20 protein-coding genes are annotated in these 19,136 nt (G+C 67.3%); 14 read left to right on the forward strand and 6 right to left on the reverse strand.

Annotation, left to right across the window (positions count from 1 at the left end; genetic code table 11):
* Nucleotides 1-3: 3 nt before the first annotated feature.
* Both MWN34_RS02080 and ldtR read left to right on the forward strand, forming a co-directional pair.
* Nucleotides 4-435 carry a DUF6163 family protein gene (locus MWN34_RS02080; protein ID WP_247026064.1) on the forward strand — a complete coding sequence of 144 codons (432 nt, stop codon included), beginning with the start codon at nucleotides 4-6 and terminating at the stop codon, nucleotides 433-435.
* Between the two features lie 185 nt (nucleotides 436-620).
* Nucleotides 621-1,133, forward strand: coding sequence for a transcriptional regulator LdtR (ldtR, locus tag MWN34_RS02085; protein WP_247026067.1), 513 nt, complete (start codon nucleotides 621-623; stop codon nucleotides 1,131-1,133).
* Nucleotides 1,134-1,480: 347 nt separating this feature from the next.
* Here ldtR and MWN34_RS02090 read toward each other — a convergent pair whose 3' ends face one another.
* Entirely contained in the window at nucleotides 1,481-2,509 is a 1,029-nt protein-coding gene (locus MWN34_RS02090) for a histone deacetylase family protein (RefSeq protein WP_247026071.1), read from the reverse strand.
* A gap of 296 nt (nucleotides 2,510-2,805) precedes the next feature.
* On the opposite strand from MWN34_RS02090, the gene glyA reads away from it, so the two are divergent.
* The 8 genes from glyA (at nucleotide 2,806) to MWN34_RS02130 (ending at nucleotide 9,296) form a co-directional block, all read left to right on the forward strand.
* A complete protein-coding gene (glyA, locus tag MWN34_RS02095; RefSeq protein ID WP_247026072.1) occupies nucleotides 2,806-4,110 on the forward strand; it encodes a serine hydroxymethyltransferase in 1,305 nt (434 codons plus the stop codon).
* Between the two features lie 9 nt (nucleotides 4,111-4,119).
* A complete protein-coding gene (nrdR, locus tag MWN34_RS02100; RefSeq protein WP_247026074.1) occupies nucleotides 4,120-4,680 on the forward strand; it encodes a transcriptional regulator NrdR in 561 nt (186 codons plus the stop codon).
* Complete coding sequence (ribD, locus tag MWN34_RS02105) at nucleotides 4,677-5,837, forward strand: bifunctional diaminohydroxyphosphoribosylaminopyrimidine deaminase/5-amino-6-(5-phosphoribosylamino)uracil reductase RibD (protein WP_343311789.1); 1,161 nt, start codon at nucleotides 4,677-4,679, stop codon at nucleotides 5,835-5,837. Before nrdR ends, ribD begins: the two co-directional genes overlap by 4 nt.
* Nucleotides 5,838-5,840: 3 nt before the next feature.
* Nucleotides 5,841-6,431, forward strand: a complete 591-nt coding sequence (locus MWN34_RS02110; protein ID WP_247026077.1) for a riboflavin synthase — start codon at nucleotides 5,841-5,843, stop codon at nucleotides 6,429-6,431.
* Nucleotides 6,432-6,478: 47 nt separating this feature from the next.
* Nucleotides 6,479-6,970 carry a 6,7-dimethyl-8-ribityllumazine synthase gene (gene ribH / locus MWN34_RS02115; RefSeq protein WP_247026079.1) on the forward strand — a complete coding sequence of 164 codons (492 nt, stop codon included), beginning with the start codon at nucleotides 6,479-6,481 and terminating at the stop codon, nucleotides 6,968-6,970.
* Nucleotides 6,971-6,973: 3 nt separating this feature from the next.
* Complete coding sequence (gene nusB / locus MWN34_RS02120; protein ID WP_247026081.1) at nucleotides 6,974-7,471, forward strand: transcription antitermination factor NusB; 498 nt, start codon at nucleotides 6,974-6,976, stop codon at nucleotides 7,469-7,471.
* 38 nt (nucleotides 7,472-7,509) lie between these two features.
* A complete protein-coding gene (gene thiL / locus MWN34_RS02125; RefSeq protein WP_247026085.1) occupies nucleotides 7,510-8,517 on the forward strand; it encodes a thiamine-phosphate kinase in 1,008 nt (335 codons plus the stop codon).
* Nucleotides 8,518-8,594: 77 nt separating this feature from the next.
* Nucleotides 8,595-9,296 carry a YoaK family protein gene (locus MWN34_RS02130; protein WP_247026087.1) on the forward strand — a complete coding sequence of 234 codons (702 nt, stop codon included), beginning with the start codon at nucleotides 8,595-8,597 and terminating at the stop codon, nucleotides 9,294-9,296.
* Between the two features lie 2 nt (nucleotides 9,297-9,298).
* Here MWN34_RS02130 and MWN34_RS02135 read toward each other — a convergent pair whose 3' ends face one another.
* Together MWN34_RS02135 and MWN34_RS02140 are read right to left on the reverse strand one after the other, a co-directional pair.
* Complete coding sequence (locus tag MWN34_RS02135; RefSeq protein ID WP_247026089.1) at nucleotides 9,299-9,976, reverse strand: YoaK family protein; 678 nt, start codon at nucleotides 9,974-9,976, stop codon at nucleotides 9,299-9,301.
* Nucleotides 9,977-10,090: 114 nt separating this feature from the next.
* Complete coding sequence (locus tag MWN34_RS02140) at nucleotides 10,091-10,837, reverse strand: hypothetical protein (RefSeq protein ID WP_247026091.1); 747 nt, start codon at nucleotides 10,835-10,837, stop codon at nucleotides 10,091-10,093.
* Between the two features lie 229 nt (nucleotides 10,838-11,066).
* On the opposite strand from MWN34_RS02140, the gene fba reads away from it, so the two are divergent.
* The gene (fba, locus tag MWN34_RS02145) at nucleotides 11,067-12,113 is read left to right on the forward strand and encodes a class II fructose-bisphosphate aldolase (RefSeq protein ID WP_247026092.1); all 1,047 of its coding nucleotides are present in this window, start codon (nucleotides 11,067-11,069) and stop codon (nucleotides 12,111-12,113) included.
* A gap of 182 nt (nucleotides 12,114-12,295) precedes the next feature.
* On the opposite strand, the gene MWN34_RS02150 is transcribed toward fba, so the two are convergent.
* Entirely contained in the window at nucleotides 12,296-13,036 is a 741-nt protein-coding gene (locus MWN34_RS02150) for an SDR family oxidoreductase (RefSeq protein ID WP_247026093.1), read from the reverse strand.
* Nucleotides 13,037-13,096: 60 nt separating this feature from the next.
* Nucleotides 13,097-14,104, reverse strand: coding sequence for an aldo/keto reductase (locus MWN34_RS02155; protein ID WP_247026095.1), 1,008 nt, complete (start codon nucleotides 14,102-14,104; stop codon nucleotides 13,097-13,099).
* A 240-nt stretch (nucleotides 14,105-14,344) separates the two neighbouring features.
* Here MWN34_RS02155 and panS point away from each other — a divergent pair, with 240 nt between their 5' ends.
* The gene (gene panS / locus MWN34_RS02160; RefSeq protein ID WP_281502810.1) at nucleotides 14,345-15,256 is read left to right on the forward strand and encodes a ketopantoate/pantoate/pantothenate transporter PanS; all 912 of its coding nucleotides are present in this window, start codon (nucleotides 14,345-14,347) and stop codon (nucleotides 15,254-15,256) included.
* 78 nt (nucleotides 15,257-15,334) lie between these two features.
* On the forward strand, nucleotides 15,335-16,762 hold the full coding sequence (locus MWN34_RS02165; protein ID WP_247026096.1) for an FAD-binding oxidoreductase: 1,428 nt from the start codon (nucleotides 15,335-15,337) through the stop codon (nucleotides 16,760-16,762).
* Between the two features lie 197 nt (nucleotides 16,763-16,959).
* On the opposite strand, the gene MWN34_RS02170 is transcribed toward MWN34_RS02165, so the two are convergent.
* The gene (locus MWN34_RS02170) at nucleotides 16,960-17,424 is read right to left on the reverse strand and encodes a DUF1269 domain-containing protein (RefSeq protein WP_247026097.1); all 465 of its coding nucleotides are present in this window, start codon (nucleotides 17,422-17,424) and stop codon (nucleotides 16,960-16,962) included.
* An 89-nt stretch (nucleotides 17,425-17,513) separates the two neighbouring features.
* On the opposite strand from MWN34_RS02170, the gene MWN34_RS02175 reads away from it, so the two are divergent.
* On the forward strand, nucleotides 17,514-18,992 hold the full coding sequence (locus MWN34_RS02175; protein WP_247026099.1) for a hypothetical protein: 1,479 nt from the start codon (nucleotides 17,514-17,516) through the stop codon (nucleotides 18,990-18,992).
* The last annotated feature ends 144 nt before the right edge of the window (nucleotides 18,993-19,136 follow it).

Here is a 19,136-nt window from a genome sequence, read left to right on the forward strand (position 1 = left end):
GATATGATGACATCGCTCGATCCCTATGACGGCGCCCTCGGCGCGAGCGCGACCCGCATGAGCCCCTGGCAGATGCGTGTGCTGCTCTATCTGCGCCTGCTCGCCGGCTTCCTGCTGCTGAAGACGGTCTATAGCTGGACGCTCATCTGCGGGGTGTGGGACGGCGAGACGAGCCGCTTCGAGATGCTCTCCACCGCCGCGCGCTCCGCGGTGATCTGGGCGGCGATCATGAACCCCGTCGCTGCGGTGGGCCTCTGGCTCGGTGCGGCCTGGGGCGTGGTGCTGTGGCTGGTCGCGACCATGGTGCAGATCATGATCAACGCCTCCGCGCCCGAAGGTGTCGGCAGCCTCTATGTGGTGGCGGCGGTCGAAGGATTGCTGATCGCCATTTACGGTTTCCTCGCCTGGAAGGCGGGGCAGGAGCTGGAGGACTGAGCGGCGGGGCCGCGGGTTTTCCGGGCAAGCCTCTGGGCAGGCGACTCTTTCCGCAGCGTGAGGGTTTCGCGTTAACCGGCCGTCAACGCTTTTTGCTCACCGATGATTCATCCTTCCGCTTAAGCCGTCCTTGACCCGGCGCGAGTCATAAATCCCTCGAATGAAAATAAAATTCGAGGCGTTTCATGAGGCAGTCGGCACAGGCGGCGAAGGCTCGCCCGCTCGAGGACCCCTTCGAGGATATCCGCCCGCTCTACATCGAGGCGCTCACCTTGGTGGAGCGCCTGCACCGGCGCCTGCTCGACGTGGTGAAGGACGAGTTCGACCGGCGCCGCCGCGATGACGTCAACGCGGTGCAGGCGCTTCTGCTCTACAATATCGGCGACTCGGAGCTGACCGCGGGCGAGCTGCGCACGCGCGGCTATTATCTCGGCTCGAACGTCTCCTATAACCTCAAGAAGCTGGTCGAGCTCGGCTATCTCGATCACCAGCGCTCCCGCATCGACCGCCGCGCCGTCCGTATCCAGCTCACCGAGCGCGGGCGGGAGGTGCGCGACATCGTCGAGAGCGTCTATGCCAAGCACATCGCAACCATCGAGCAGATCGGCGGTATCGGCGCGCAGGATTTTAGCGTGCTCAACAAGGCGCTGAACCGGCTGGAGCGGTTCTGGACCGATCAGGTGCTGTACCGGCTCTGAGCGGGGAAGGCGATGTTGCGCTGCTCAACGGCGTTGCCCTTCCACGAATCGTCACGGCCAGGCGTGTCCCGGCCATCCACGCCTTCGACCGGGCGGGGCGTGGGAGAGATGTGGGTGCCCGGCCTTCGCCGGGCATGAGGGCCATTTGTCTCGGTTCGTCATCCCGGACGGCAAAGGGCCGATCCGGGATCGTCGGCGACCGGGTGCGCTTCCTTCGCGCCGGGTGCGTGCAGGCATTGCGGAAAGGCCCGCACGCACCGGCTCTGAGTTGGGCTTCGGCCAGATGACGCGGCGGCGATGACGGCGGCAGGAGACGGGCAAGAGCCGCACCGGGCGTGCGCCGCCTCTCACCCCTGGAGGAAGCCCTCCAGCGTGTTGGCGACGTTCACGCCGATCGCCTCCACCGCATAGCCGCCCTCCTGGACGAACAGCGTCGGCCTGCCGAGCTTCGCGATCCGTGAGCCGATGGCGAAATAGTCCGGACTGTCGAGCCGGAATTGCGAGATCGGGTCGTCCTTGAAGGTGTCGACGCCGAGCGAGACCAGCAGCACGTCCGGCCCATAAGCCTCGATGCGCCGGCAGGCATCGTCGAGCGCCGCCGACCACGCCGCGAAACCAGTGCCCCAGGGCAGGGGGTAATTGGCGTTGAAGCCTTCGCCCGCCCCGCTGCCCGTCTCGTCCGCGTGGCCGAGGAAATAGGGGAATTCCTGCTTCGGATCGGCGTGGATGTTGCACACCAGAACGTCGGCGCGATCATAGAAGATCGCCTGCGTGCCGTTGCCGTGGTGGTAGTCGACATCGAGGATGGCAACCCGCGCCGCGCCGGAATCGAGCAGCGCCTGCGCCGCCACGGCCGCATTGTTGATGTAGCAATAGCCGCCCATCGTCTCGTCATGGGCGTGGTGGCCGGGCGGGCGGCACAGCGCATAGGCGGAAGCCTCGCCCGCCCGGATCAGGTCCGCGCCGGTGAGCGCTACATCGACCGAGGACTGGATCGCGTCCCACGTACCGGGCACGAAGCAGCAGCCGGCGTCGAACGAATAATGACCGAGCTTGCCGTCCACCGTCTCCGGCTCCAGCCGGCGCATTCCCGGCGCGCGCCAGAAGCTCGGCAGGATCGGGAACGGCCGGCCGTCGGCGATCCACAGCTCCGTGAGCGTCGACAGGAAGCGCACATAGGCCGGACTGTGCACCCGTGCGACCGGATCGAGCCCGTGCGCGCTCGGCCCGATGGTGGGGCCGAAGCCGCGCGCCTCGACCGCCGCGCGGATCATCTCGGCGCGCTCGGGCTTCTCGAAGGCTGGCAGGATCTGGCCGTTATAGAGTTCGACATGGCCCGAATGGCCGTGATGCCGGGGCGAATAGACCATCTTCATCGGTGAGGCTCGGCGCTGGCGGCGGGAAACGAATCCGGCGCATCCGCCGGCCGGCCAAGTGTTAGGCGAGGAGGGCGCCGGCGTCACCCGTCCGCCGCCTGCCGATTCGCCGGCGCGCGCAGCCGCGGCAAAGGTGCGCCCCGGCTTTCCCGTCCCCGCCCATGTCGATTTCGCGCAATCCGGTTCTGTGCGCGCCTGCTTTGAAAGCGGACAGGTGCTGTGCTAAGCGCTCCGCTTGAGTGTCGCGGCCCAGCGCATCATCCTGCAATGCCGCTCAAGGTCATGGAGACCGGCCAATGTCGTCCGAAGCGCGCGCCGAAAGCCCGGCGCTTGACCAGTTCTTTTCCGCTCCTCTCGCGCAGACCGACCCGGAGCTCGCGGGCGCCATCGCCGCCGAACTCGGCCGCCAGCGCGATGAGATCGAGCTGATCGCCTCCGAGAACATCGTCTCCCGCGCCGTGCTCGAGGCGCAGGGTTCGGTGCTGACGAACAAATATGCCGAAGGCTATCCCGGCCGCCGCTATTATGGCGGGTGCCAGTTCGTCGACGTTGCCGAGCAGCTCGCCATCGACCGCGCCAAGAAGCTGTTCGGCGCCGGCTTCGCCAATGTGCAGCCCCATTCGGGTGCGCAGGCCAACACCGCGGTGTTCTTCGCACTGATGCAGCCCGGCGACACCTTCCTCGGCCTCAACCTCGCCGCGGGCGGTCACCTGACCCACGGCGCCCCGGTGAGCCTGTCGGGCAAGTGGTTCAAGCCGGTTCCCTACATGGTGCGCAAGGACGACCAGCGCATCGACTACAACGAGGTCGCCGACCTCGCCGCGCAGAACAAGCCGAAGGTCATCGTGGCCGGCGGCTCGGCTTATCCGCGGCACATCGACTTCGCGAAGATGCGCGAGATCGCCGATTCCGTCGGCGCCTATCTGATGGTCGACATGGCCCATTTTGCCGGCCTGGTGGCGGGCGGGGTGCATCCCAATCCGGTGCCTCACGCCCATGTGGTGACTACCACCACCCACAAGACCCTGCGCGGTCCGCGCGGCGGCATGATCCTGACCAATGACGAGGACCTCGCCAAGAAGTTCAACTCGGCGATCTTCCCCGGCATTCAGGGCGGCCCGCTGATGCACGTCATCGCCGCCAAGGCGGTGGCGTTCGGCGAGGCGCTGCAGCCGTCCTTCAAGGTCTACGCGAAGAACGTCGTCGAAAACGCGAAGGCGCTTGCGGAAAATCTGAAGAGCCACGGCTTCGACATCGTCTCCGGTGGCACCGACACCCATTTGATGCTGGTCGATCTTCGCCCGAAGAAGCTTACCGGCAAGGTGTCGGAGATCGCGCTCGGCCGCGCCCACATCACCTGCAACAAGAACGGCATTCCCTTCGACCCGGAAAAGCCGATGGTCACCTCCGGCGTGCGCCTCGGCACCCCGGCGGGCACCACCCGCGGCTTCGGCGTCAAGGAGTTCCAGCAGATCGGCGACATGATCGCCGAGGTGCTGAATGTCCTCTCGCAGAAGGGCGTCGAGGAAGACAGCCTTGTGGAGGAGGCCGTGCGGGGCAAGGTGAAGAGCCTGCTCGACCGCTTCCCGATCTATAGCTGAGGTCAGGTCATGCGCTGTCCCTATTGCGGGAGCCTCGACACGCAGGTCAAGGATTCCCGTCCCACCGAGGACAGCGCCGCGATCAGGCGCCGCCGCATCTGCCCGGATTGCGGCGGCCGCTTCACCACCTTCGAGCGCGTGCAGCTCCGCGAGCTGATGGTGGCCAAGAGGTCGGGGCGCCGCGTGCCCTTCGACCGCGACAAGCTCGCCCGCTCCATCGGCGTCGCGCTGCGCAAGCGCCCGGTCGACCCGGAACGGATCGAGCGGCTGGTCTCCGGCCTCGTCCGCCGGCTGGAAAGCATGGGCGAGAACGAGATCACCTCCGAGACCATCGGCGAGCTCGTCATGGAAAGCCTCAAGCAGCTCGACGACGTCGCCTATGTCCGTTTCGCCTCGGTCTACCGTAATTTTCGCGAGGCAAAGGATTTCAATGCCGTGCTCGGCGAGCTGGAAACCCGGCCGGGCGAGGGCACGGGCCGCCGCCGCCGGACCCGCGAGGAGCTGCAGGCGGCGGGCGTGATCGACGACGATGCGGCGGAACCGCGCGCCGCCGACGAGGCGGAGGAATGACCGTGCTGGCGCGGCCGCCTTTTCGTGCCGGGCGTCAGGACGATCCGGCCCAGGCGGCGTCGGTCGACGTCGCCCTCATGGGCTCGGCACTGGCCATCGGGCGCCGCAATCTCGGCCGTGCCTGGCCGAACCCGTCCGTCGGCGCGCTCGTGGTGCGACAGGAGCCGGACGGCCCGGTGGTTCTTGGCCGCGGCTGCACCGCCATGGGCGGGCGCCCCCATGCCGAGCCTCAGGCGATCCAGCAGGCGGGAGAGGGTGCGCGCGGCGCGACGCTCTATGTCACGCTGGAGCCCTGCTCCCACCATGGCCGTACCCCGCCCTGCACCGATGCGATCCGCGCCGCCGGCATCGCCCGCGTCGTCGCCGCGATCGAGGATCCCGATCCGCGCGTGGCGGGCCGCGGTTTCGCGCTGCTGGAGGCGAGCGGCATCGAGGTGACCGTTGGTCCAGGCGCTGCCGATGCGCGTATCGACCATGCCGGCCATATCATGCGGGTGCGCCAGGGCCGCCCGCACATCCTGCTCAAGATGGCGGTGTCCACCGACTCCAAGGCCGGGCTCGCCGGCCGCCGCCCGGTTCGTATCACCGGGGAGGCGGCGCAGGCGCAGGTGCATCTGATGCGCGCGCAGGCCGATGCGGTGCTGACCGGCATCGGCACCGTGCTGGCCGACGACCCCCAGCTCACCTGCCGGCTGCCGGGCATGCTGGACCGCTCGCCGGTTCGTGTCGTGCTGGACCGCACGCTCCGCTTGCCGCATAGCGCGGCGCTGGTGCGCACGCTGGACATCGCGCCCGTCTGGGTCATCGCCGGCATCGACGCTTCCGCGGATGCGGAGATCGCGCTGCGGGAGCGCGGCGTCGAGGTGATGCGGGTGTCGGAAGACGCGAGCGGCGCGCTCGACCTGCCCGAGGCGGCGCGGCTCCTCGCCATGCGTGGCATCACGCGGCTGATGGTCGAGGCCGGGCCACGCATTGCCGCCAGCTTCATTCGCGCGGATCTCGTCGACGAGGCGGCGATCTTCCAGGGGCCGGGCACGCTCGGGCCGGATGCCGTCGACGCCTGGGAGGGCGTGTCTTCCGACATCCTCGCCCAAACCCTTTCCATCACCGACACACGCATGCTCGGGCCCGACCGCCTCGGCATCATGAGGCGCTGAGCCATGTTTACCGGCATCATTTCCGACATCGGGGACATCCGCACGATCAACCCGCGCAACGATGTTCGGCGGCTGACGATCGGGACCCGCTACGATCCCGCCACCATCGAGCTTGGCGCTTCCATCGCCTGCTCCGGCGTGTGCCTCACTGTGGTGGCCACCGGCGCCGACAGCTTCGATGTCGAGGCCGCTCCGGAAACACTCGCCATCACCACGGTGCGCGACTGGACCGTGGGACGGCGCGTCAATCTCGAACGCGCCCTCAAGATCGGCGACGAACTGGGCGGGCATATCGTGCAGGGCCATGCCGACGGCATCGCCACCATCGTCGAGCGCATCGACCTCGGCGAGACCACGCGCTTCCTGTTCGAGGCACCCGCGACGCTCGCGCCCTTCATCGCCATCAAGGGCTCTATCGCCCTCGACGGCACCTCGCTGACGGTGAACGAGGTGGAGGGCAACCGCTTCTCCTGCCTGCTCATTCCGCACACCCTCGCCATGACGACATGGGGTGGCGTGAAGGCGGGCGACGCTGTCAATATCGAAGTCGACATGATGGCCCGCTACGCGGCGCGGCTTGCGGAGTTCCGCTGAGGGCGTTACGTCCTCGCTCCGATCCATTCCGAACGAGGTGTTCCTCCATGGCGAGCCCCCGCCCGCCGCGTGCCTCCGATACCCCGCTCCCGCCGCTCGACGGCGCGCGCGTGCTGATCGTCGAGGCGCGCTTCTATGACGACATTGCCGATGAACTGCTTGCCGGCGCAACCGCGGCGGTGACGCGGGCCGGCGCGACCTATGAGGTCGTCTCGGTGCCGGGCGCGCTCGAAATCCCGATCGCCATCGCGATGCTGCTCGACAGCGCCGCGGCCGCGGGCACGCCCTTCGATGCGGCGGTCGCGCTCGGCTGCGTGGTGCGTGGCGAGACCTATCATTTCGAAGTCGTGGCCGGGGAATCCTCCCGGGCGCTGATGGACCTTGCCGTGGCGCGCAAGCTGCCGTTCGGCAACGGCATCCTCACCGTCGAGACCGACGAGCAGGCGTGGGTGCGCGCCCGCGTGTCCGACGGCGACAAGGGTGGCGGAGCGGCCGACGCGGCCCTCACGCTGCTGCGCCTCCAGCGTGGCGAGGCCTGAGACATGGCGACCGAGCCCAAGCCTGCAAGTTCCAAACCCGTGAACCACAAGCCGGTGCGCAAGAGCGCGGCGCGGCTCAACGCCGTCCAGGCGCTCTACCAGATGGATGTCGCCGCGACCCCACTGCCGGACATCCTCGCCCAGTTCGAGAGCTACTGGATCGGCCGTGAGATCGAAGGCGAGGAGATCGCGCCGGCCGATTTGACGCTGTTCCGCGACATCGTAAGCGGCGTGCTGCGCGAGCAGCGCAACATCGACCCCGTGCTCGACGCGGCTCTCGTCCATGGCTGGCCGCTGAAGCGGGTCGAGACCGTGCTGCGCGCCGTGCTGCGCGCCGGGGCCTATGAGCTTTCCGCCCGCCCCGACGTGCCGGCCCGCGTGGTCGTTGCGGAATATGTGAACGTCGCCGCCGCCTTCCTCGACCGCGAGGAAACCGGAATGGTGAATGCGGTGTTGGATGGTCTGGCCCGCGAGATGCGGGCGGGAGAGTTCGCCGGCTGAAGGCCTGCCGGCGAAACAGGCGTGAGAGTGAGCGGCCGATGACGGACAGACGACCCGCCGCTCCCACAGGCGAGGACCATCTGATCGCGGAGCTGTTTCGCCCCATCGCCCGCCATCCCGGCGCGCTCGGCCTCATCGACGATGCCGCCTGCATCGCCCCTCCGCCGGGCGAGGATCTGGTCCTCACCAAGGATGCGCTTGTCGCCGGCGTGCATTTCTTTCCCGAGGACCCACCGGACTCCATCGCCCGCAAGGCGCTACGGGTGAATCTGTCCGATCTCGCTGCCAAGGGCGCCACCCCGCTCGCCGTTCTTCTGGCCATCGCGATCCCGAAGGACATGCCTTTCGAGGCGATGGCCGCTTTTGCCCGCGGGCTCGGAGCGGATACCGCGGCCCATGGCGTACCCCTGCTGGGCGGCGACACCGTGCGTACCACCGGGCCGCTGGTGGTCTCGATCACCGCGCTCGGCACGCTGCCGAGAGGCGAGATGGTGACGCGCTCCGGCGCCCGGCCGGGACAGGCGATCGTGGTGACCGGCACCATCGGCGATGCCGCGCTCGGCCTTGCCTTGCGGCTGGAGCCGAAGCGGCCCGGCTTTGCCGCGCTCGACCCGGCACAGCGCGCCCATCTTGCCGACCGCTATCTGCACCCGCGTCCGCGGCTCGGCCTTGCCGGCGGGCTGCGCGCCGCGGCCGGGGGGGCGATGGATGTGTCGGACGGGTTGGTCGGCGATCTTGCCAAGCTTCTGGCGGTCTCCGGCGTATCCGGGGACATCGACGCCGCGCGCGTGCCGCTCTCGCCTGCGGCCCGTGCCGCCATTGCGGCCGAGCCGGCGCTGCTGGAGGTCGCGCTCACCGGTGGCGACGATTACGAGATCCTCGCCACAGTGGCCGACGATAAGCTGAGCTCGCTCGGCGTCTATGCGACCGCGGCCGGCATTCCGGTGACGGTGATCGGCAGGACCGGGGAGGGGGCGGGCCTCGTTGTGAAGGACGCCGGGGGCGCATCCTTGACCTTCGCCCGCGCCAGCTTCAGCCATTTCTGATCGGACGCATTGCCGATGAGTGGCGCATCCGGCATCCGGCCTGCATGGTGGCGTGCGGGCCATACGAGGACGCGACGATGAGCATGAGCCTTCCGCGACCGGCAGCGCTGCCGCTTCTGCTTCTGCTTCTGTCGGTCACCACCGGCCTCGTCGACGCCACCAGCGTGCTCGGTCTCGGCAAGGTGTTCACCGCAAACATGACCGGCAATGTCGTGTTCCTCGGCTTTGCGGTCGCGGGCATGCCGGGCTTCCATGCCATGGCCTTCATCGTGGCGATCGCCGCCTTCATGGCCGGTGCGCTGCTGGGCGGCCGCATCGGTTCGCTGCACAAGGGCCGCACGCTCGGGCGCTGGCTGCAGGTGGCGGCCGTGGCGGAGACCCTTCTTCTGTGGAGCGCGGCGGCCTGCGCGACGGGTTTCGACAGCGCGACACTGACACCCGAGCCCATGCTCTACGCCATCATCGCCCTGACGGCGGTGGCGATGGGACTCAGAAACGCCACGGTGCGGCTGCTCAAGGTGCCGGACCTGACCACCACCGTGCTGACGCTGACCCTGACCGGCATGGCGGCGGACTCCTCCGCTGCCGGCGGGCGCAACCCGAACTGGCCGCGACGGTTGGGCGCGGTGCTGGCGATCTTCCTGGGCGCGTTGCTGGGCGCCCTGCTGGTGCTGCATGTCGGACTGCCGGCGCCGCTCATCCTCGCCGGAGCCCTCGTGCTGGTCGGCACGATCGGCTTCGCCCGGCACCCGGACGCGCGAGAGAAGGTCGCCGTCTGAGCCTAGGCATCGAGAGGCGCGGGCTCGCCCTGCATCGCAAGCAAAGCGAGGCAGGGCGGCAGCACGAAGAGCCACATGCCGAGCGCGAGGAACAGGCCCGCTGCGAGCAGGCAACCGAGCGCGAAGGCGATGAGCGAGGGTGACATGCGCCGGATGCGCCGGTCGGCCGCCTCCCGCTTCGGCCCGGTGCGGTGCTGAATGAGGGTGGCGACGTCCAGCATGATCTGCGTGGTCGTCATCGTCATCACGGTGGAAGGCGGTTCGCTGGCGAGATGACGGCGGTGCGTTGCGTTCTGCATTGCCATGGCGGCCACTAGAACCATGCCGGTCACCAGCGCCGGCAGGGCATCGCCGTCGACGAAGGGGCCGTAATGGATGGCAAGCGCGGCGCCGAGTGCGAGAAGCACGACCTTGATGCTGACCAGGATGCGGAAAGCGGGCAAGGCGCGTCGTTCGAGCACATCGCCGAGCACTTGCGTGCCGATGACCATGACGCAGAACACCGGCAGCGCCATCAGCTTCGCCAGACCGCCGGAAACGCCGTGGGTCATCGAAGCGCCGAACGTCACGAAGTTGCCCGTCACATGGGTGGTGAACAGCCCGTGCAGAGCAAGATAGCCGGCAGCATCGACATAGCCGCCGCACAGGCTGAGCAGGAGAGGGGGGCGAAAAGGCGACATGGCGGTTCTCACATCAGGGGAACGCGTGGGAGGGGATATGCAAGAGACGCTTCACCCCCTGCCACCCGCGATAATGGCCTGGGGAAAGGTCGACAGGTGGCGCTCGCTTGCAGGTCAGGCATGATGCCCGGATGCGGCGTCATCATCGGTGTCCTTGACGTGCCCTCCACCGAGGCTTCCACCGAGCCCTGCCCCCATTCCGGCTCCGGCGCCCATGCCCATCGCGCCACCCCCGCCACCACCTCCGCCGCCGGATCGGCCGCCTTCCTTCTCGCTGCCCGCCTTCTCGCCGCCCCCCTTGCCGCCGGCGCCCGAAGGGCGGCTCGGGCCCTGCGGAGGCAGTTCGAGATCGGCGGGAATGGGGCCGATATCGAGGGCCTCGCGGATGAAGGCGCGGAGCGAGACCACGAGATCGTGGGTGCTGGCGCGCCTTCCGGCGATCAGGTCGCGCACCGCCGTGTCGGCGAGGCGCACCTGCTCCTCCGTGCCGAGCAGGATGATGTCGGAGAGCGCCGCCTCCACGGCATCGCGGATGCGGCGGCTGCGCTCCGAACCTTCGGAAAGGGCGGGAACGAGGTCCTGGCCTGCCGCCGTGTCTTCAGCTACCTGTGGCCGCAGCCGAAGGTCTCGCAGATGGGTGGGGTCAACCGTGAGGTTGCCGGTGAACGAGCCGCCCAGCGTCTTGTAGGCGGCGATGAGGATGCGCAGACGCTCGTTGATCTGCCGGTTCATCCGCTCGCGCCGCTGCTGGATGGTGAGCATCATCGCGAGACGGATGCCGATGCTGATGAGGGTGAACAGGGCAAGCCCGATCAGGGTCGCGAGCAGGCTCTGCCAAGAGCTGAAATCGAGACCGCGCATGGGCACCTCCCCGAATCTGTACGTATCGCCCCGACGATAGCCGGAAAGCCCCCGTCGGGGCGGTCCGTCTTCACAGGCGAGCGGGTACGGACTTCACAGCAAGGTTGCGCTACCCCATTGAAATATCTGCGCCAACGGCAAAATGACGAGTTGACGCACGTGCTCGGCGTCCGGCAACCTCGCACCGGCCCGGCAGATGCGCGGCGCCATAACGAAACAGAACGGAACCATGGCACTCACATCCCTGCGCCAGATTCTCGACCATGCCGGTGAGCATGGTTACGGCCTGCCGGCCTTCAACGTCACCAATCTCGAGACGCTGCTCGCCGTCATGCGTGCCGCCGACCGTACCGACAGCCCGGTCATCGTGCAGGCGAGCCAGAGCGCGCGCAAATATGCCGACGACACCCTGCTGAGCGCGATGTTCCGCGCCGCTGCGGAGCGCTTCCCCAAGGTGCCGCTCTGCGTGCATCAGGATCACGGTTCCAGCCCTGCCGTGTGCAAGAGCGCCATCGACTACGGCTTCACCAGCGTGATGATGGACGGGTCGCTGATGGCCGACGGCAAGACGCCGGCGAGCTATGACTATAATGTCGATGTCACCGCCGAGACGGTCCGCCTCGCCCACGCCCGGGGCGTGTCGGTGGAGGGCGAACTCGGTGTGCTCGGCTCGCTGGAGACCGGCGGCGGCGAGCAGGAGGACGGCCATGGTGCGGTCGGCACGCTCGACCACAGCCAGCTTCTCACCGATCCGCAGCAGGCGTCCGACTTCGTCGCGGCCACCGGCGTTGATGCGCTGGCGGTGGCGATCGGCACCTCCCACGGCGCCTACAAGTTCTCCCGCAAGCCGGCCGGCGATCTTCTGGCGATGGATGTGATCGCCGAGATCCACCGCCGCCTGCCGCACACACATCTCGTTATGCACGGCGCCTCCACCGTTCCGGAAGACCTGCAGGAACTCATCAACGCCAATGGCGGGCACATGCCGAAAACCTTCGGCGTCCCGTTGGAGGAGGTCGAGCGCAGCATCAAGATGGGCGTGCGCAAGATCAACATCGACACCGATCTGCGCATGGCGCTGACCGGCTCGGCCCGCGAATATCTCAAGGCCAACCCGTCCTCTTTCGACATTCGCGGCATGCTGAAGCCCGGTATGAAGCGGATGGAGGATCTGTGCGCGGAGCGGCTGGAGCGCTTCGGCGCCGCCGGACATGGGGCGCGGATCAAGGTCATTCCGCTGGAGGAAATGGCACAGCGCTACGCCGTGCCGGCCTGAACCGTGCCGCTGGAGCATTTTCGAGCGAGGCGGATACCGGTTCGTATGAAGAAAATGCGAACAGTCAATACGTTAGAGCCCTTTATCGGTTCCGTGAAACGAGGAAGGGCTCCGCGGCACACAAGGCTGTGGCGGGCGTGGAACAACGCGCCCGCCGTTTTTTCTGCGGTATTCCGCCGGCCTCAGAGCTCCTGCGCGGTGGGACGGAACAGGATCTCGTTCACGTCCACATCCTCGGGTTGAGCAATGGCAAAGGCGACGATGCGGGCGAAGCGGTCGGCCGGGATCGCGACCGCCTCGTAGAAGGCCGCGACACCTTCGGCAACATCCGCCTCGGTGATGCTTTGCGGCAGCTCCGACTCCACCGCGCCGGGCGAGATGATGGTGGTGCGGATGTTGTAGGGCTTCACCTCCTGCCGCAACCCTTCGGAAAGCATGCGGACCGCCGCCTTGGTCGCGGCATAGACCGCACTGCCGGGGCGCACCTTGTGGCCGGCGACGGAGGACACGTTGATGATGTGTCCGCTCTTCCGGCGCGTCATATGGGGCAGGGCGGCGGCGATGCCGTAGAGCACGCCCTTGAGATTCACGTCGATCATGCGATCCCAGTCCGCGATCCGGCCCCGCTCCAGCGGGGAATGCGGCATCAGGCCGGCGTTGTTCAGCATCACGTCGATGCGGCCATGCAGCGCGACCGCGCCATCCACGAGACGCTGCACCTGCAGCGCATCGGTCACGTCCGTCTCGATCACGGCGCCGTCCGGCAGGTCGAGTTCCTTTGAAAGGGCCTCGAGCCGGTCAAGACGCCGCGCCCCGAGCACGACCTTCGCGCCTTCCTTATGCAGACGGCGCGCCGTGGCGGCGCCGAGCCCGCTCGATGCGCCGGTGATGACGATGACCTTGCCTGCGATATTGTCCGTCATGATGTTCCTCAGCTTTGCGGTCCGGCTCTGCACCGTGGCGGAGGGCCGGACGTCGCCGCGTCAGCGGCCAGTCGATGCCATCAGTTCCGCAGGATAGCGCTCGCCCTCGATGTCGATGGCGGCCAGTGCCTGCCGGATTTCGGCGAGGTCGTTTTCGTCGAGCACGATATCCGCCGCCCCGAGATTTTCCTCGAGCCGGTGCAGCTTGGTCGTACCGGGGATGGGCACGATCCACGGCTTCTGCGCCAGCAGCCAGGCGAGCGCGATCTGCGCCGGGGTCGCGCCCTTGGCGTCGGCAATGCGGCGCAGCAGGTCGACCAGTGCCTGATTCTTCTCCATCGCCTCCGGCGTGAAGCGCGGCAGGCCCTTGCGGAAATCGCCATCGGCAAAGGCGGTGTCCCGATTCATCGCCCCGGTCAGGAAGCCGCGCCCGAGCGGGCTGTAGCAGACAAGGCCGATGCCGAGTTCGGCGCAGGTGTCGAGCAGGCCGCTGGTCTCCGGCCCCCGGGTCCAGAGCGAATATTCGTTCTGCAGCGTGGTGACCGGCTGGACCGCATGGGCGCGCCGGAGGGTCTGCAGGCCCGGCTCCGACATGCCGAAATGGCGGACCTTGCCCGCCGCGATCAGATCCTTCACCGCGCCGGCGACCTCCTCGATCGGCACCTCGGGATCGACGCGGTGCTGGTAGTATAGGTCGATCACCTCGATGCCGAGCCGCTTCAGCGAAGCATCCGCGACCTGGCGGATATGCTCCGGCCGGCTGTTGAGACCAGCCTGCTTGCCGTCGACGAAGCCGAAGCCGAACTTCGTGGCGATCACCACCCGTTCGCGCACGGGCCGCAGCGCTTCGCCGACAATTTCCTCATTGGTGAAAGGTCCGTAGACCTCGGCGGTGTCGAACAACGTGACGCCGCGCTCCACGGCGGCGCGGATCAGCGCGATGCCGTCCTGCCGGCTGACCGTGCTGGTGCCGGCATAGCCGTGATCGAGCCCCATGCAGCCAAAGCCGATGGCTGAAACCTCGAGGCCGCTGCGGCCCTCGCTTTTGCCGAGTGTGCGTGTCTGCATCGCTCAATCTCCTGCCGTCTGAAGTGGGCCACAGATTAGGACGAATGCAGGCCTGCGATTAGCGGCAACAGATCGAATGAACCGATATCGGACATTCATGGATCGGGCGCCGTTTCAGAGAGAAATGATGGCCCGGCCGCTTGAAAAGCCGATCGATACTGACGTTGCGGAAACTTGCTGATCAAGCGTGGAAGGGCTATCGCCCCGGAAGATCGTTCCCGTCGAGCCGCGATATCTTCCATGCTTACACGTCTTTTTCCGTTCTGGGCCGCGCTGGTCTCCGTCTGTGCCTATCTCGCGCCCCATCTGTTCCTGCCGATCGCGCCATGGACCACCTGGCTGCTTGCCCTCATCATGTTCGCCATGGGCGTGACGCTGCGGCTCGACGATTTCAGGCTCGTCCTTTCCCGTCCTGCGCCGGTGATTGCCGGGCTCGGCCTGCACTATCTCATCATGCCGTTCGCCGCCTGGGCGATCGCGACTCTGCTGCACATGCCGCCGGAACTCGCGGCCGGCATGATCCTTGTCGGCAGCGTTGCCTCCGGCACGTCGTCCACCGTGATGGTGTTTCTCTCCGGCGGCGATGTCGCCCTCTCTGTAACGATCAGCGCGCTGTCAACGGTGGTCGGCATCGTCGCCACCCCGCTGCTGACGCGGATGTATGTTTCCGCGGATATCGCGGTCGATGTCGGCGGTCTGTTGTGGAGCATCGTGCAGATCGTCGCGATCCCGGTGGCGCTGGGGCTGACGGTCAATCACCTCCTGCACGGGCTGGTGCGCCGGCTCGAGCCTGCCTTGCCGCTGGTCTCCATGGCGGCGATCCTCGCCATCATCGCCGCGGTGGTCGCCGCCTCGCAGGACAAGATCGCGACCGTCGGTCCGCTGGTGATGCTCGGGGTGTTGCTGCACAACGGCATCGGCCTCCTGGGCGGCTATTGGGGCGGACGGCTGCTCGGTTTCGACGAATCGGTGTGCCGCACGCTGGCGCTGGAGGTCGGCATGCAGAACTCCGGTCTTGCCGCGACGCTGGGGCGCCAGTTCTTCTCGCCGCTCGCGGCATTGCCCGGCGCGCTGTTCTCGGTTTGGCACAACCTCTCCGGTTCGCTGCTGGCCGGCTTCTGGTCCGCCCGGCCGCCGGAGGAGAAGCGCTGAGTTCGGCTGCCCTCGTTTCTGCCCTTGTCGCGTTGCCGATTCCGGTCCAACAGAGGGCGCGCAACACGGGTGGGTTCGATGGACGGGATGATCTCTGAACTGCGTGGCAGCCTCGGCGAGGCCGGTGTACTGCTCGATGCGGAACGCATGGAGGGCTATCTCGTCGACCAGCGCGATCTGGTCCGCGGCCGCGCCGCCGCCATCCTGCGGCCGTCCAGCACGGAGCAGGTACAGGCCATCATGCGCCTCGCCAGCCGATATGGCGTCGGCATCGTGCCGCAGGCCGGGAACACCAGCTATTGCGCCGGCGCGACCCCGGACACCAGCGGCCGGCAGATGGTGCTGAGCCTCGAGCGGCTGAACAAGGTGCGCTCGGTCGATCCGCTGGATGCGGCGCTCTCGGTCGATTCCGGCGTGATCCTGCAACACGCGCAGGATGCAGCGGATGCGGCGGGCCTGATGCTGCCCATCTCGCTCGGCTCGGAAGGTTCCTGCCGGATCGGCGGCATCATCGGCACGAATGCCGGCGGCCTTTCGGTGCTGCGCTACGGCATGACGCGCGACCTTATCCTGGGGCTGGAGGTCGTGTTGCCGGACGGCTCGCTCGTCAACGACATGAAGCGGCTGCGCAAGAACAACACCGGCTACGACATCAAGCAGAACTTCGTCGGCGCCGAAGGCACGCTCGGCATCGTCACCGGCGCGGTGCTGAAGATGATCCCCAAGCCAACCCACCACGCCACGGCCTGGGTATGCCTGGCCGAAGACGTGCCGCTGCCGGAAATGCTTGCCCTCGTGCGGCGGGAGACCGGCGACCTCGTCTCTTCCTTCGAACTCATCACCCCGCGCTCGCTGGCGCTGGTCGCGCCCCCCGACGGACCGCTGAAGAGCGGCAGCGGCGGCGTGGTGCTGGTCGAGCTCGCCTGCTCCTCCAGCCGGATCCCGGTCGTCGAGGTGATGGAAGGCGTCATGGGCGACGTGTTCGAGGCGGGTTGGGCCGAAGACGTGATGATCGCCCAGTCGGACGCCCAGCGCGCCGACATGTGGCGGCTGCGCGAGACGATCCCGGAGGGCGAGAAGCATCACGGGGGATCGGTGAAGCACGACATTTCCGTGCCGATCGGCCGGACTGTCGAATTCCTCAAGGTCGGCGGGGCGGCCGTCGCGGCCTATGATCCGACGCTGGAGCTGTCGGTCTACGGCCATATCGGCGACGGCAACCTGCACTACAACCTGCTGGTGCCGAAGGGCGATGATCGCCTGCGCTTCACCGACCGGATCGGTCGCGAACTCGCCCCGCAGCTCTACGACATCGCGGCCGGCATGGGCGGCAGCTTCAGCGCCGAGCACGGTGTCGGCCGGCTGAAGCGCCGTCTGCTGCAGCATTATGCCGACCCCAACCGCTATCGCGTGCTGCGCGGCCTCAAGGGTCTGTTCGACCCGCTCGATGTGATGAATCCCGGTGCCATGGTGGACCCTGCGACGGGATTGTCCGGGCAGGAGTGATCAACGATCCGGCACGCCCATTCGTGCCGGACGATACCGCCATGAGTGCGTCTCTCACGGCCACGCCGAGGCACAACTAACGGTGCCCTGGCGACGCGACGCACCGCTGCCGGCCGCCGAAGGCCAAGGATGTCAGCCTCCGCAATGATGCGGAGATCGAGCATGTCCACGGATGGTGGATGTTTCTCGCCGGTCGTTCAAACGTGCTTGAGGGCGGCCTGCAGCTTTTCTTCCTGTTCGTGGGACAGGTTCGTGCGCAGGAGCGTGCCGCCGAATTTCGCCATCTCGGCCACGACCTTGTCCGCCGTCACCTTGCGAAAAAGAACACAGAGTGCCGCCTGGTTGGGACCAAGTGCGGAACTGGCCTCCTTGATGAAATCGTCATTGATGCCGACGTCTGTGAACTTGCCGGCAAGGGCGCCCGCGGCCGCCCCGAACGCGGCGCCAAGCAGCGGGTTGAGGAAGATGAGGCCGATAAGGCTTCCCCAAAGCCCACCGGAGGCGGCTCCGACAAGCGTCGTGTTCAAGAGCTGGTTCAGCTTGATCGTGCCGTCGTCCTGCCGGACGGCGATCGCGGCATCGCCGAGCTCGATCAGGTACTCCTTCTGAAGCTTCAGAAGCTCCTGCCGCGCCGCCTCCTGATGCCCGCCATCTGAACGCATGGCAGCGCGAGCAGGTGCGTGGGGATTTCCAGAAGGAAGTGGGCCGTGCCCGTGTCAACCGGGACCCCACCCGCAGCTTTGACCCCGAGGTGGTGAAGGCGGCCGAGGATGTGGGGAAATGGTTCGACGATTACCATAAGATGGTGAACGACCCCGGCGCCGCCATCGGACTGCCCGGCCAGCGGCGTCCGGTCCCCGGTTTCGGGCCTGATATCGCCCCGGCCTCGAACTATCTCCCCCGCGTGTACGACCACAACAAACTGGACGCGGCCCTACGCCGCCTCGGCCACGATGGGGTCTCCGGTGTCTTTGCCGCAGCGATGCGCCAGATGCAGCCGGAGCTGGACGAGAAGGCTCTCAAAGGCATCTCCCGAGGCATCGTGAAGAACATCCGCAGCGTGTCGCGCGACATGGACACCTTCCGGGCCTCTCAGTCGCTCTTCTCGGGCGACCTTGAGGGCCTCAAGATGCTCCTCAAGGACATCCCTGACCTAGACCCGGAGGACGCCGAGGCCGTCATCGCACAGATGACCAAGCCGATTGACAAGGGCGTGGTCTCCCGCGCCAAGCATCGCGTTCTGCTCGACGAGGGACTCAGGGTGCATCTGCCGGACGGCACCGTGACCACCTTCGGAGACCTCTTTCTTGAGCAGGATGTCGGCAAGCTCATGGCCTCCTACAACCGCGCCATGTCCGGGCAGGTCGCCCTTGCACAGGCCGTGGTGGAGAAGGTCGTTGACGGGGAGCGCATCCTCCTCATCGACGGCCTCGCGGGGCCGGGCAAGCTGGAGCACTACCTCCAGAAGATTGCCGCCGTGGGCGATGATATGGGGGTGCCCCAAACGGCGGTGAAGGCGGGCCAGCGGGACATTGAGTACCTCCACAAGAGCACGGCCGGTGTCCCGCTTTACGACCAGAGCACGTGGTGGGCGCAGGTTCTGCGGCTCTTCCGGGAATACGGTATGGCCCGTGTTGGCGGCCAGCTCGGCTTTGCGCAGGCCCCGGAAATCGGTGCCATCTTCACGGCCGGCACCAAGGCGGCTCTGGCGGGCTTTCCGAACCTTCGCGTGCTCATCCGCGACACCAAGACCGGGAAGCTGAAGGACGGGCTGGCGCAGGAGATTGAAGCCTGCTTCGGCCGGGGTGCCGAGCGCCTCAGGACGGCCGGGGACTGGCGCCTCTCCACGGAAGCCGAGTGGGGCCACGCCTTCGAGACCAGCCCCTTCATGCAGCGCGTGGAGAAGGTCCTCGGGGTCGCCAAGCGCGTCACCATGGAAATCTCGGGACTGAACGCGCTGAACACCTTCCTGCACCGCTGGTCCACCTCGGCCATCCTGCACTGGTTCTCCCGTGCGGCCAACGGAGAGGTTCGCGTCTCGACCCAGCGGCTTCGTGCGATGGGCCTCACGGACGACATGACGGCCCGTGCCCTCCAGCAGATGCGCACCTACCGGACGCTGGAGGAGGGTTCGACCTTCAAGCTCACCCGCCTAACCTCGACAAGTGGGACGACCTTGAGGCCCGCGCTCACTTCGAACATGCGGTGCACATGCGCGGCACCCGCATGATTCATGAGAACTCCCCCGGCCTCCTCCTGCCGTGGATGTCTCATCCGGTGGCGCAGACCATGATGCAGAGAGCTGGCTCGGTTGATCTGAACAGTTTTGGCGTTGTCGCTAAGTGGGTTTCGGCCTCGGTTATGCCGCCGCCGG

Source organism: Ancylobacter crimeensis (assembly GCF_023016805.1).
Taxonomy (GTDB): Bacteria; Pseudomonadota; Alphaproteobacteria; order Rhizobiales; family Xanthobacteraceae; genus Ancylobacter; species Ancylobacter crimeensis.